A 14,290-nucleotide genomic window follows, 5' to 3' on the forward strand; every position below is an offset into this window, starting at 1 on the left:
GCGGTCAGCGAATCCCCGCCAACAGCGTGCGCGCCGTTTGCCTGAGGGGTTCGTCGGCTTCCTTGAGCAGTTCGTTGAGCAAGGCAATGGCGCTGTCGATATCGCCGTCGTCGATGCAGGTCTGGGCCTGTTCGAGTTTGCCGGCGTTGGCGGTGTCCGAGGGTTCGGGTTCCGGGGCTTGTAGCTCCAGTGGTTCGAGCGAGAGCGACGTGCCGGGATCGCCAAACTCGTTGAGGAAGTCCTCATCCAGCGGCTGCGTTTCCGGTTCGACGATCCATTCCAGCTCGGCGGTTTCGGCGTCGTCGGGCAGGGTTTCCGGCAATTCGAAATCCTGTGGCAATACCTGCAGATCTGAGCCGAGCGTTGATGGCGGCTGTTCAGGTGCTGTGGTGGCCGGGCGAGTTTCTTCAAGATCCCAACTGGAGGCCATCGAGAGTTGATCCAGATTCAGTTCGAAATTGTCTTCGGGTTCCGGCTCCACAGGGGGTTCGATCGGCAGCGCGGCAATCACCGGGGCCGCCGCCACCAAAGGCGCGGCGCTGACCAGTTTCGGGTAGCGGGCGCGAATCTCCTGCAAGCGCTGATCCTCGACCCCGAGCTGGCGCAGACGATTTTCCTGCTCGTCATAGGCCGGGGTGTCGCCCTGCCGCCCCAGCACTTCAAGCAATTGCACGCCGAGGTCGATGCGCTCCGGTTCCCGCTGCAACGCATCACGCAACAGACCGGCGGCCTCGCCCAAGCGTCCGTAGGCCAGATAAATGCCGACCGCTTCCAGCACATCGCCGTTGGCGTGTTCCTCGCGATGCTCGACAGCACTGTGAACGGCACTCGGCTGCATCGGTTCGGCGTCGTCGACCGGGGGTTCGTTTCGTACCGGCAGGAACGGTCTCGGCGCCTCAGCCCTTTGCGCCTGCTGGCGTTGCCGGCGCACGTACAGTCCCGCCACCAGCAATCCCAGTACCAGCAGCAGTCCGCCGAGCAGCGGCCAGTTGAGTGAATCCTCCTGAGACTCGACCGGGGCAATGACCGGCGCAGGCGCAGGTGCCACGGGCGCTACCGGTGCCGGCGGCGCCTGTTGCACTTCAATCAGCCGGGCCTGCAAATCACCGAGCTGTTTCTTGCCGTCAGCGATCAGCACTTCCTGGGCCTGAAGCTTCACGTTCAGTTCATCGATGGTTTTTTGCAGTTGCTGATTCTGCACAAGGCTCGCCGCCAATTGCTCGGCCTGCGCGTCGGCGACCGGTGTCGGTGGCTGAACAGGCGCAGCAGGTTTGGCCGGCGTGGTTGCAGACGGAGCCTCGGGGGTCGGGAACTCCGACGATTGCGCACGCGCAGTTGGCTCATCGGTGGCCGGGACAATCCCCGGCGAACCCGGCGGATCGATCAGCACGGTGTATTCGCGCAGCAGGTGGCCATTGGGCTGATCGAGCTGCACGAGGAAATTCAGAAAGGGTTCGTTGACCGGTTTGCTGGAGGTCACCCGGATCATGTTGCGATTGCCACGCAGGATCGGGGTGAACTTGAGGTCATTGAGAAAGAACACGCGCTCGATGCCGGCGCGGCCAAACTCGTCCGCCGAGGCCAGACGAACCGCCAGTTCGCTTTCGCCGACGCCCCCGACATCCACCAGAGCGATGTCAGCCTTGAGCGGCTGATTGAGGGCTGAATGCACGGTGATGTCACCGAGCCCCAGCGCCAATGACGCGGTGGACCAGGTGAGAACACCGGCCACCAACAGCGAGTTGGCGCAACGCAGTACCACGTGCCGACTTCCGAGCATGAGCATCCCTTAAATAAGCAAAACCGACTTCTATGCGTTCGCACATCCGGTACGAACACGATATTGCCCAGTAGTTCTTATAGTCTGCCCAGCGCGATCTCTCAAAAAAACGGCACGCGGTTGTGCCTCAAGACTTTTCCAGATTGGCCAGAATGTGCCCGTGTACCCGCATGCACACCTTCAGATCCGCCTCGTCGACGCCTTCGAACAATTCCTTGCGCAGTTGCGTGGCGATGGTTTCGATCTGTTCGATCAGCGGCAGGGCCGGTGCGCACAGCACGATTTTTTTCGCCCGGCGGTCTTCCATCACGGACTGGCGTTGCACCAGGCCCTGGCTTTCCAGGCTGTCGAGCAGACGGGCCAGGGTCGGCCCTTCGACGCCGACGCTTTGCGCCAGCTCCCGCTGGGTCGGCGCCTCTTCGAAGCGCGCCAGATGCAGCAGCACCAGCCAGCGTGCCTGGGACAAGCCCAGACCGGCCAGCCGGCGATCCAGTTCGGCACGCCAGCCACGCGACATCTGGGCCAATTGCATGCCAAAACGGTGTTGATCGGTTAACGGCATAAAACACTCATGATTAGACTGAACAAATAGAGAAAAACTAATTATTAGTCAGCTAAGCATGACATTTGGCTATAGGCAAGAGGCGTCCTGTACTGAATCGTTACAACCGTATAACGGTTGGCACAAACGCCCTCTTACATTTCAAACTCGGATTGCAGCGCAGCCCGCACGCAGTAAAGCACGCCCTCCGGTACGCGACCGGCAAACAGCTCGGCCACTTCGGCGACCGACGGCAACTCGCCTTCGCCGTCGAGGAACGCATCCTGGACTTCCCCCATCAGGTCTTCCGGCAAATCCAGCGCTTGCTCGAGCGACAGCTGCTGCTTGCCGATGGCTTCGGCGAGCATGGTGTAGACGTTCTTTTCCGAGCACTGCAACTGACCGGAGATCTGCAACGGCGTCATGCCGGCGCGGGCCAGGGTGATCAGTTCGTGGCGCACGTCGGCCACCACTTTCGGCGCCTCGGCCTCGCCGCCGAGCACTTCGAGGAAGGCCTCGCCGTAACGCTCCAGCTTGCGCGCGCCGACGCCGCTGACCCGTGCCATATCCGCCAGCGAGGTCGGCTGGCTGCGGAGCATTTCCAGCAGGGTCGAGTCGGGGAAGATGACATACGGCGGCACGCCATGTTCTTCCGCCAGTTTGCGCCGCAGGGCACGCAACGCTTCCCACTGTTCGCGCTCTTCGCCGCGCACGAGTTGGCTGGCCGGGCTCTTGCTGCCGCTCTTGGCGCTGACTTGCGGCTTGAGGTCGCGGCGCAGCTCCAGGCTCACTTCCCCCTTGAGCAGCGGACGGCAGGTGTCGCTCAGGCGCAGCCCGCCATAACCTTCGTGATCGACATCGGCCAGACCGCGGGCAACCAGCTGACGGAACAGCGAGCGCCATTCGCTCTCGCTCAACGCCTTGCCGACGCCGTACACCGACAGGTGCTGATGGCCGAAGCTGCGGACCTTTTCGTTGTCCTTGCCCAGCAGCACGTCCACCAGATGGCCGACGCCATAACGCTGGCCGGTGCGGTAGATCGCCGACAGCGCCTGACGCGCAGGCTCGGTGGCATCCCAGGTCTGTACACCGTCGGTGCAGTTGTCGCAGTGGCCGCACGGCTCGGGCATGTCTTCGTCGAAGTACGCCAGCAGCGCCTGACGGCGGCAGCGGGTTTCTTCGCAGAGCGAGAGCATGGCGTCGAGCTTGTGCTGCTCCAGACGCTTGTGGCGCTCGTCGCCCTCGGAGTTCTGCAGCATCTGCTTGAGCATCACCACGTCTTGCAGACCGTAGGCCATCCACGCGTCCGCCGGCAGACCGTCACGGCCGCCGCGTCCGGTTTCCTGGTAATACGCCTCAAGGGATTTCGGCAGGTCGAGGTGAGCGACGAAGCGCACGTTGGGTTTGTCGATGCCCATGCCGAACGCCACGGTGGCGACCATGATCAGGCCTTCCTCGTTGAGGAAGCGCTTCTGGTGATAGGCGCGCAGATCGTTGGGCAGACCGGCGTGGTACGGCAGCGCCGGGAAGCCCTGCTCGGTGAGAAACGCGGCCACCTCCTCCACCTTCTTGCGCGACAGGCAGTAGACGATGCCGGCGTCGCTGCGCCGCTCGGCCAGGAACGCCAGCAACTGCTTGCGCGGCTGCTCCTTGGGCACGATGCGGTAGAAGATGTTCGGCCGGTCGAAGCTCGACAGGAAACGCTCGGCGTTCTGCAGGTGCAGGCGGGTGACGATTTCTTCGCGGGTGCGTTTGTCGGCGGTGGCGGTCAGGGCGATGCGCGGCACGTCGGGGAACATTTCCGCCAACTGCCCCAGTTGCAGGTATTCCGGGCGGAAGTCATGGCCCCATTGCGACACGCAGTGCGCTTCGTCGATGGCGAACAGGGCGATGTTCAAGCCTTGCAGGAACGACAGCATGCGCGGCTGCACCAGGCGTTCCGGCGCCAGATAGAGCATTTTCACTTCGCCGCGCTTGATCCGGTTGGCGAGGTCGCGCTGCTGTTCGGCGCTCAGTGTGGAGTTCAACGCGGCGGCGGCCACGCCCAGCTCTTCGAGGGTGGCGACCTGATCGTCCATCAAAGCGATCAGCGGCGAAACCACCACCGCCAGGCCATCACGCAGCAGCGCCGGCACCTGGAAGCACAGGGACTTGCCGCCGCCGGTCGGCATCAGGACAAGGGCATCACCGCCACTGGCCACGCGCTCAATGATTGCACCCTGACGGCCACGGAAACTGTCGTAGCCGAAGATGTCCTTGAGGACGCGTTGAGCCTGTTCGAGCATAAAAACTCCAAAAATCCACCGAAACATCCCTGCACAGGCTGGTTCAAGACAGCCGAGGCTGCTTTAAACAAAACGTAAGCGCGCATTGCATCGCGCCGTACACAATCAGCCGCGACACCGGCAGGGATCGCAAAGCGCGGCAGTATACCCGAGCCCTCCCCGGCAAAGGGCACCCGCCGATAAGAAGCTTGTGCGGGCAAATCTGCCGTGCGGCTGGCTTGAGGGCTCAAGAAGGCCTAGAATTCCCGCATTGTTTATTCCCCCAAGGTAGCCCTTTAATGTCCTTCGCCGAGCAACTAACCCGCCTGCAAGTCTTCCTCGACGCCGACGAGCTGCATGAAGAGGCGCTGGACTACGTGGCCGCTCACGGTTACCTGACTGCGCTGTCGATCTGCGCCGACGTGGTGCCGGATCGTGAGTGGATCGACGCCCTGTTCGCCGAAGAGCCGCATTACAGCAGCGAAGCCCAGCGTGAAGAGATCGAAGCCACGCTGATCGGCCTCAAGGCCCACATCGCCCGCCAACTGGCGTCGGATGAAGAATTCGAGCTGCCATGCGAACTGGACCTGGGCGACGACCCGGACGATTCCGAACTGCGCGGCTGGTGCATCGGCTTCATGGAAGGCGTGTTCTTGCGCGAGGCAGCCTGGTTCGAAACCGCCGAAGAAGAAGTCAGCGAAATGCTCCTGCCGATCATGGTCGGTTCGGGCCTGTTCGACGAACAGCCCGAGTTCGAAGACATCGCCAAGGACGCCAACCTGATGGACGACATGATCGTCCAGATCCCGGAAGCCCTGACCGCGCTGTACCTGCTGTGCCAGGCGCCCGACGAAAAACCGGCGATCCTCAAGCCACGTCACCACTAAGATCCGGCCTATGGACAACCCCATAGGCAACCGCCCCCTGATGTTGCGCTACATCCTGCTGGCCATCGGCTGGCTGAGCGTGGCATTGGGGGTGATCGGGATATTCCTGCCTGTTCTCCCCACCACCCCCTTCCTTCTGCTGGCAGCCGCGTGCTTTGCCCGCAGCTCTCCGCGTTTCTATCAATGGCTGGTCGAGCATCCCCGGCTCGGGCCATGGATCCGCGACTACCTCGACGGCAACGGCATTCCGCTCAAAGGCAAGGTCTACGCGATCGGGCTGATGTGGGTGAGCATTCTGTTCTCGTGCTACCTGGTGCCGCTGGTGTGGGCGCGGGGGTTCATGTTGACCAGTGCGGTGCTGGTGACGGTTTATATCTTGCGGCAGAAGACCCTGAATAAATCTTGAAGCATTACGGGATGGCGAACAGGTATTCACCTGTTTTCATTCACAGTAGAATTTGCGCCAAATTGGTTCCCGCAAATACAGCGACTGCCGTAGCCTGGCATCGGTCTACATGGAGGAAAGTCTTTGAAACTGATCAGGCTCGAGCTGGAAAATTACCGCTGCTTTCCTGCACTGACGCTCGAACTGGACCCGCAGCTCACCTTACTGGTTGCGCGTAACGGTCAAGGCAAGACTAGTTTGCTTGATGCTCTCAAGGTGGCGCTGTGGCCCTTTGTGCGCGGTTTTGACTTGGGTAACGCTCCCCTGACCGGCATTCAGCCCGACGATGTTTTTTTACGTCCGGTCAAGACACATCAAATGGAGCCCTCTCTTCCAGCTCGATTGACAGCTCATGCTCATTTCCAGGACACCGAAACTTCGTGGTCGCGCAGTCGAATCAGCATCCGTAAGGGGACGAAAACCCGCAGCGATCCGGGCGCGCGAGCTCTTGAAAACAGAGCTCGCATTCTACAAGGCTGGATCTTTCACAACGTCTTGATGGATGTCAGCGAAACGATCAATCTGCCCGTTCTGGCGTATTACGGTACGAGTCGCCTGTGGAGGGATAACACCCCCACTTCTGATCCCGTCGATAACGCAGAGTTTTCCAGAACCTATGGATATCGGGACAGTCTTGACCCTGCGTCCAATTACAAACAGTTCAGCAAATGGTACACACGAATTTTTCGCAGCTATCGCGAAGAACAAATTCGCAGTCTTGAACGTGGAAAAGCTACTTTCGATGTTAAAGACGATTTTTTGAATCCGGTTAAAGCAGTCCAATACGCAGTTAACTCGATGCTTGAATCACAAACTGGATGGAGAAATCTGGCCTACAGTAGTGAATTCGCAGATTTGGTGCTGGAACACCCAATACATGGCGTGCTGAAAGTCAGCCAGCTCAGCGACGGTATCCGCAACATTGTTGCCTTGGCAGCCGATATCGCCTATCGCTGCGTAAAGCTGAACCCCCACCTTGGAAGCGCCGCATCATACCAATCAAGGGGCGTGGTTCTGATCGACGAAGTCGATATGCACCTTCATCCCGCGTGGCAACAAACCGTAATACCTGATTTGCTTAACGCATTCCCCAAAATTCAGTTCATCGTCACTACTCACAGTCCTCAGGTCCTCACCTCAGTCCCTGCACATTGCATCCGAGTGTTACAGACCGTATCCGACGAAGGAATCAGGCGCATCACTGTGAGTAATGTAGATCAACAGACTCAAGGAGTAGCTAGCTCCCAGGTACTGGCGCATGTCATGGATATCGACCCGACACCCAACAATGAGCCTGCACGAAACCTGAGTTTGTACAAGGGTTTGATCCAACAAAATCTGCATGAAACAGCAGAAGGATTGGAGCTACGAACGTATCTGGAAAAGCACTTCACAACCCAGCACCCATATATGCTGGATTGCGATCGACTGATCCGTCTTGAAGCCTTCAAGCGCAAGCAACTGACGAAACAGTAAGGACAAAGGAATCGGCCAATGCGAAAGCTTGTTCGAGGTGACAGCCCGCCATGTCTTACCCGCTACAGACATGGCGTGCATAGATGGACTCTTCAATCTCCAACACAGCCCGAACGCGACCAAGTATGGGAGCACCTTCGAGCTATGCAAGACACCCGTTGCGCCTACTGCGACGCAGATATCAGCAACCTCAAACGTGCTCACATCGAGCACTTTCGGCAGAGAGATCGTTACCCACAGGGCACTTTCGACTGGACCAACTTGTTTGGCTCATGCAATCGGGAAGATGCCTGCGGCAAATTCAAAGATGACTGCGGCCCGTATGATCACAATCTCCTGATCAAACCTGACGTAGACGATCCCGATGATTTTTTAATCTTCGTCAAAGATGGCACCATTATTCCACGCGCCGATCTGAATGACCGTGCACGGCGCAGAGCTCTTGAGACGTTGCGCATTTTCAACCTGGATGCCCAAAATGGAGCACTGCGTGCAATGCGGCAGGAGGCCATTCGCCCGCATCTGGACACTGCACATGCAATCATGGAGATGTTTGAAGAGTTCCCTCAAATTGATATTCAGGAGTTCATCGAGGGAGAGATTCAGAAGATTGCACACCTCCCGTTCTCTACATCGATCCGGCACACGCTTTCCGTAAGATCTTGATTAGAGCACTCACCGAGTTCGAAAAGCCCGCCTTCCTGATCAACCGGGAGCGCGGGTTTATCCTTTTCGCGCCTTCGCAAATCCTTGTTGAATAGTGTTGAAAGTTATATCTGTCAGACCACGCAACCTTGCGCCTTTGCCTACGCATCCGCCAGAATCCGCCGGCTTGTGCGCCTTGGGGGCGGGTTCTATTGTTTGGCGGTCGCTGAAAAGCAGCGATCGGGTTTAGCAGCCCGGTTAACTTCAAGGCACGTTGGTGTCGCCAATGTTTTGTCATGGCGGCTGACGTGGGGCACTTCGGTGCGCCGGGATCCTTGAGCCTGGTCTGCTAACCCGCGTTCAGCCGCCACCCCCTTCGTTTAGCAGCGATGGATGACGGCTCCATTTCTCAAGGAGCTTCACCATGATCAAACCAACGCCAAACCCGCCCGAAGTCGATTCGACTTCCCCCTACGAAACCCTCGACTCCAAGAAATTCCACGAAGCCGCCGAGCGCGCGCTCGATCATTACCTCAATCCCCTCCTCCCCCGAAAACCGCTGCTCAAACCCAACACCCGCTACCTCATCGCGCCCGGTATCGACAGCGAAGAACTGCTGGCCGATGCGTGCGAAACCCTGACTTCGGCCAAGACCATGGCCAATGACTTCGCCGGGCTGGTGGATGGCTCGCACCGGCATGTGTTGTTAGGGATTGCGCAGTTGATCATGCTGGGTGAGCTGGCGGTGAATCGGGTGCTGGATAATCTGGAAGTGAAGGCTGAGGCGCCCGCTGTAGCCTGAGCAAAGAAAAACCCGCCGCCTGATCGTTCCCACGCTCTGCGTGGGAATGCAGCCCGGGACGCTCTGCGTCCCAAAGAGCGGACGCAGAGCGTCCATTGAGGCATTCCCACGCGGAGCGTGGGAACGATCGAGCCTCTGTCGCCTGCGAAAAGAAAAACCCGCCGTCCCGTTTGATCGGGGCGGCGGGTTTTGTCGTTTCAGCGTTCAGATCAGACCGTATCCACCTTCAACGAATGATCATTGAGCATGCCGTTGATGATGGTCGCCGTGTCGTGCCCGCTGGCAATCAACCCACCCGCGCCCGGCGTTACACCGTAGTGGCTGGCCAGGTTGACGCCGGCCAGGTCGATGGTCTGGTTCGGCGTGGCGCCGGCCATGGCGCTGACGTCGATGCTGGTCATGACCGAGGCGCCGCTGCCGGTGACGGTGAAGTGCAGGTAGTCATCCAGTGACGCCGACGTGCCGTTTTCACCTTGCAGCAGTTGCGACAGGTCGAGCTTGTCGGTGCCGGGGGTGAAGTCGGTGACGAGGTCGTGGCCGCTGTTGCCCTTGAGCCACTGGAAGGTGTCGGCGCCCGGCCCGCCGGTGAGGGTGTTGTTGCCCATCCCGCCGATCAGCAGGTCATCGCCCCCGCCGCCGTTGAGGATGTCGTTGCCCAGGCCGCCGTTGATCACGTTGTTATTGTTGTCGCCGGTGAGGGTGTCGTTGAAGTTCGAGCCGACGAGGTTTTCGATACCGGTCAGGGTGTCTGTCCCGGCGCCAATGGTGTTTTGCGCACCGAGCAGGCCGAGGTTGACCGTCACCCCGGCAGTCGCGTGGGCATAGCTGGCGGTGTCGATGCCAGTGCCACCGTCGAGCAGGTCATTGCCCGGGCCGCTGTAGAGCAAGTCGTTGCCGGCGCCGCCGTGCAGTTCGTTGTTGCCGGAGCCTGCGGTCAGCACATCGTTGCCGTCGCCGGCGTTGATGATGTTGTCGCCGGTGCCGGCCACCAGTACGTCATCACCCGAGGTGCCGGTGAGGGTGTGGCCGTCCTGATAGCTGATGGTCACGTTGGCCGTGTCGCTGCCTCCGTGGTTGTCGTTGGCGGTGTAGGTGCCGTGGTAGTCCGGGGTGATGTCGTGGGCCCCGGCGTAGTTGAGGGTCATGGTCAGCTGGTAGTTCTCCGCCGCGTTGGCGTTGCTGCCCGTGGTGTTGCTGATGTTGGTGATGTGGATCTGGTAGACGCCGTCGGACGTCGCGGTCAGGGTCTGGCCGTCGGCGAGGGCGATGTAGGCGCCGCCGTTGATCGAGTACTCCATGGTGATGTGACCGGCCGCCAGGTTGTGGTCCAGGTTGAGGGTTTCGCCCTGGCGCAGGTTGACGGTGATGCGGTCTTCATCGTTGGCGTTGGTGTTGGTCACCGCGCCGAGGTAGCCGCTGACCACCAGCACGGCGGTCATGGTCGCGGCGTTGGCGCTGAACGAATTACGCACGTTGGCCAGGTTCTGGTTGGCGGCGGTGTTGGCGTTGGTGCCAGTGAAGCTGATCGCGCCGGTGCCGGTGAAGTCCGCCGACCTGGAGATCCAGCCGGTGTTGAACGAGGTTGGCGTGGCGTTGAGCGTATCGCCGTTCGGGTCGGTGTCGTTGGCCAGCAACAGCTCACCCGGCACCACGATGTTGCCCGACAGCACGTTGGTGATGATGTGATCGTCCGCCGCTACCGGAGGCGCGTTGGGGATCACTTTCACGGTCAGCGTCGAGCTGGCAAGGTCGCCGTCGTTGTCGCTGAGGGTGAAGCCGATGTTCTCGGTGATCACCACGGCGGTGGTTTTCTGCGAGGTGTAGCTGTAGTCGCCGGTATCGAGGTTGACCACCAGGGTGCCGCTGTTGTTGGTGGCGATGCTCAGGGTGTTGTTCACCGTGTTGAACGTGCCGTGGTTGGCGCCGCCGCTGGCGACCAGTGAACCCTGGCCACCGTTGGCTTTCGGGTCATAGGTGTAGGTGGTGCCGTCGACCACAATGGATTTGATGAACCCGCCATCGGCGCCGAACGTGCCGCCCTCGCCGATCAACGAACCGGTGACCGGCGCGCCCTGCACCGTGCCGGACAGCACCGAGTTGAGCTGGTTGAGATCAGTGACCACCACCGCGTTGGTGTTGGTGTGGGTGATGCCGTCGTACGCCAGCGGATCGAGGTTGGCGTTGCTCACGCCGCTACCCAGGCCGATCGCGTAGTTCTTGATGTTGTTGGCATCGAGGAACGCCTTGAGCGTCGCTTCGTCGGCGGTGCCGATGTCACCCTCGTTGGGTTTGCCGTCGGAGAAGAAGTAGCCGACGTTCTGAGCCCCGGTGAGTTTGCCCGAGGTGTTGAACGCGTTGTACATGGTCGCCACGGCCGCGTCGTAGTTGGTGCCGCCGCCCGCGCTGAGGCCGGCCAGAATGGTCTTGGCCGTGGCGACATCGACCCACACCGAAGTGCGGTCGGTGGCGTTGCTGCTGAAGGTGACGAGTTGCACTTTCACGTCGCCCAGATCGTCGTACTTGTCGAGCAAGGCGCTGATCGCCTGCTTGGCCAGCTCCAGCCGCGACAGGCCCGGTACGCCGGAGGCGTCGGCCATGCTGCCGGAGATGTCGAGGACGATGAGGATGTTGGAGTCGATCTCCACCGCCGCCACCGAACGATCCGACGCTACCGCTTTGGGCACGTCGTCGACGATGTTGACCACGATGGTGCTGGTGGTGCTGTTCCCCAGCGCATCGGTGGCCTTGTAGGTGAAACTTTCGCTCAGGGTGTTCGGCCCGTCGTTGGCGTTCGGCGTGGTTTTCGGCGCCGAGGTCAGGGTGTAGGTGTAGGTGCCGTCGGCGTTGAGCTGGATCTGTCCGTAAGTGCCGGTGGCGCTGCCGACCAGGGTGTAGGTGATCGCCCCGCTGCCGCCGCTGACCGAACCGACCAGCGTGCCGGTGGCGGTTTCGCCGGCGTTGCTCGGGTCGCTGCCGGTGACCGTGCCGGGGGCCAGGTCTTGCCCGTCCTTGGTCAGGTCGAGGGCTTTCTCGTAGACGGTCACGTCCTGATCGGTCGAGGCCACGAGTTTGCTGTCAGCGACGTTGACGGTGATGGTGGTGGTGCTTTCGTCGCCGTCACTGTCGCGGATGGTGTAGGTGAAGGTGTCGGTGGCGCCCGGCGGGCTCACCGAGTTCGGGTTGCTGTGATAGACCGCGTTGCCGGCCGCATCGAGGGTCAGATAACCGTAGTTGCCGTTGATGTTGCTGTTGAGGCTGCCGATGGCCGAGGTCGCGGTGTTGCCGCCGGCGCGCACGCCGACCACGATCGCCGCGCCATCCGCGCCGCTGATGTCATTGCCCAGCACGCTGATGTTGACCGTGCCGCCCTCCGCCACCGAGCCGGTGTCGGGTTTGGCGGTCGGCAGGTCATCGATGATGTTGACGTTGATCTGCCCGGTCGCCGTGCTGCCGTCGGTGTCCGTCGCCACCACGTTGAAGTTCTCGGTGATGCTGTTGGCGCCGTTGGCGTTCGGGTGGGTTTCGTTATCCACCAGGGTGTAGCTGTAACTCACCACGCCGGTGGTCGGGTTGTAACCGGTGATGGTCAGCGTGCTGCCCAGTGGGGTGACGGTCGATTGCGGGAAGCCGGCGGCTACGCCGTTGGTCATCACGGCGATGCCGCCCACGGTCAGGGTTTGCAGACCGTCGAGCGCGGTGACAGTGAAAGTGCCGCTCTGGGTCAGCGCCGGAGTGTTGGGGCTGGTGCCGTCGCTGAGGTTTTTCTCATAGACGGTGAGTTCGCCGCCATTCACGTCGAGGCCGTTGAGGACCACCGGATCGTCGTTGTTGTGGATGTTCAGCACCAGGTTGGCGGTGCTGGTGTCGCCGTCGGCATCGGTCAGGGTGTAGGTGAAGGTCTCGGTGCCATTGCCACCGCCGTGCAGGTTTTTGAAGTCTGCATCGTTGGTGTTCAGCGTGTAGGTGTACGTGCCGTTGGCGTTCAGCACCAGGGTGCCGTAAGTACCGGTGAAGGTGCCGGGGGTGATCGGGCCGGCATTCGGGCCGGTCGCCACCACGTCGGCGCCTTGCACGTCGTTGGTCAGCACGTTGCCGTTGAGGGTCAACTGGGTTTCCGACGCGGTGCTGGCGTTGCTGTCGTTGATCGCCTTCGGCACGTCATCGACGATGTTGACCACGATGGTGCTGGTAACAACGTTGCCCAGCGAATCGGTGGCCTGGTAGGTGAAGGTTTCGGTCAGGGTGTTGGCGCCGTCATCGGCGTGCGGGGTGGTGCTGGCCGGTGAGGTCAGGGTGTAGGTGTACGTGCCGTTGGGGTTGAGCACGATCTGCCCGTAGTTGCCGGTGGCGCTGCCGACCAGCGCGTAGCTGATCGCACCGACCGCGCCGGTGACCGAGCCGACCAGCGTGCCGGACGCGGTTTCCCCGGTGCTGGTCGGATCGCTGCCGGTGACCGTGCCGGCGGCCAGATCTTGCCCGTCCTTGGTCAGGTCGAGGGCTTTTTCGTAGACGGTGACGTCGGTGTCGCTGACCGCGCACAGTTGGCTGTTGGACACGTCGATGGTGATGGTGGTGGTGCTTTCGTCACCGTCGGAATCTCGCACGGTGTACACGAACACGTCCACCGCACCCAGGCCGCTCACGGCATTCGGGTTGCTGTGATAGACCGCGTTGCCGTTGGCGTCGAGGGTCAGGTAGCCGTAAGTGCCGTTGATGTTGCTGTTGAGGCCGCCGATGGCCGAGGTCGAGGTGTCGGAACCGGCGCGCACGCCCACTACCGCGCCACTGGCAGCCGGGCCGTCGGCGCCGCCGATGTCGTTGTCCAGCACGTTGCCGCTGACGGTGCCGCCCTCCGGCACCGACGTAGCGTCGGGTTTGGCGGTCGGCAGATCATCGATGATGTTGACGTTGATCTGCCCGGTGGCGGAGCTGCCATCGGTGTCGGTCGCCACCACGTTGAAGTTCTCGGTGATGCTGTTGGCGCCGTTGGCGGTCGGATGGGTTTCGTTATCCACCAGGGTGTAGCTGTAGCTGACCACGCCGGTGGCCGGGTCGTATCCGGTGATGGTCAGCGTGCTGCCCAGCGGGGTGACCGCCGATTGCGGGAAGCCTGCCGCGACACCGTTGGTGATCACGGCAATGCCGCCCACGGTCAGGGTTTGCAGACCGTCGAGCGCTGTCACCGTGAAGGTGCCGCTTTGGGTCAGTGCCGGGGTATTGGGGCTGGTGCCGTCGCTGAGGTTTTTCTCGTAGACGGTCAGCTCGCCACCGTTGACGTCGAGGCCGTTGAGGTACACCTGATCGTCGTTGTTGTGGATGTTCAACACCAGGTTCGCGGTGCTGGTATCGCCGTCTGCATCGGTGATGGTGTAGGTGAAGGTTTCAGTGCCGTTGCCGCCGCCGTGCAGGTTTTTGAAGTCTGCATCGTTGGTGTTGAGGGTGTAGGTGTA

At 61.1% G+C, this 14,290-nt stretch carries 9 protein-coding genes; 5 read left to right on the forward strand and 4 right to left on the reverse strand.

Going from position 1 to position 14,290, the window contains the following annotated elements; genetic code table 11:
* Window positions 1–4 precede the first annotated feature (4 nt).
* The 3 genes from K5E37_RS05885 to recQ form a co-directional block, all read right to left on the reverse strand.
* Window positions 5–1,780, reverse strand: a complete 1,776-nt coding sequence (locus tag K5E37_RS05885) for a FimV/HubP family polar landmark protein (RefSeq protein WP_221533362.1) — start codon at window positions 1,778–1,780, stop codon at window positions 5–7.
* Between the two features lie 127 nt (window positions 1,781–1,907).
* Complete coding sequence (locus K5E37_RS05890; protein ID WP_039765478.1) at window positions 1,908–2,342, reverse strand: MarR family transcriptional regulator; 435 nt, start codon at window positions 2,340–2,342, stop codon at window positions 1,908–1,910.
* Between the two features lie 134 nt (window positions 2,343–2,476).
* On the reverse strand, window positions 2,477–4,606 hold the full coding sequence (gene recQ, locus K5E37_RS05895) for a DNA helicase RecQ (protein WP_007958398.1): 2,130 nt from the start codon (window positions 4,604–4,606) through the stop codon (window positions 2,477–2,479).
* Between the two features lie 278 nt (window positions 4,607–4,884).
* Between recQ and K5E37_RS05900 the strand changes: the two genes are divergently transcribed.
* The 5 genes from K5E37_RS05900 to K5E37_RS05920 all read left to right on the forward strand — a co-directional run bounded on the left by K5E37_RS05900 (window position 4,885) and on the right by K5E37_RS05920 (window position 8,840).
* Entirely contained in the window at window positions 4,885–5,472 is a 588-nt protein-coding gene (locus tag K5E37_RS05900) for a YecA family protein (RefSeq protein ID WP_007958400.1), read from the forward strand.
* Between the two features lie 10 nt (window positions 5,473–5,482).
* Window positions 5,483–5,878 (forward strand): YbaN family protein, encoded by a 396-nt coding sequence (locus K5E37_RS05905; protein WP_221533363.1) that lies wholly within the window; start codon window positions 5,483–5,485, stop codon window positions 5,876–5,878.
* A 123-nt stretch (window positions 5,879–6,001) separates the two neighbouring features.
* Window positions 6,002–7,393 carry an AAA family ATPase gene (locus tag K5E37_RS05910; protein WP_221533364.1) on the forward strand — a complete coding sequence of 464 codons (1,392 nt, stop codon included), beginning with the start codon at window positions 6,002–6,004 and terminating at the stop codon, window positions 7,391–7,393.
* 18 nt (window positions 7,394–7,411) lie between these two features.
* The gene (ptuB, locus tag K5E37_RS05915; protein WP_221533365.1) at window positions 7,412–8,059 is read left to right on the forward strand and encodes a retron Ec78 anti-phage system effector HNH endonuclease PtuB; all 648 of its coding nucleotides are present in this window, start codon (window positions 7,412–7,414) and stop codon (window positions 8,057–8,059) included.
* A 403-nt stretch (window positions 8,060–8,462) separates the two neighbouring features.
* Entirely contained in the window at window positions 8,463–8,840 is a 378-nt protein-coding gene (locus K5E37_RS05920) for a DUF6124 family protein (RefSeq protein ID WP_221533366.1), read from the forward strand.
* A gap of 209 nt (window positions 8,841–9,049) precedes the next feature.
* Here K5E37_RS05920 and K5E37_RS05925 read toward each other — a convergent pair.
* Window positions 9,050–14,290, reverse strand: a 5,241-nt coding sequence (locus K5E37_RS05925) for an S-layer family protein (protein WP_221533367.1), incomplete at its 5' end; no start/stop codon positions are given.

The organism is Pseudomonas sp. RIT778, assembly GCF_019718735.1.
In the GTDB taxonomy this organism is placed as follows: domain Bacteria; phylum Pseudomonadota; class Gammaproteobacteria; order Pseudomonadales; family Pseudomonadaceae; genus Aquipseudomonas; species Aquipseudomonas aphyarum.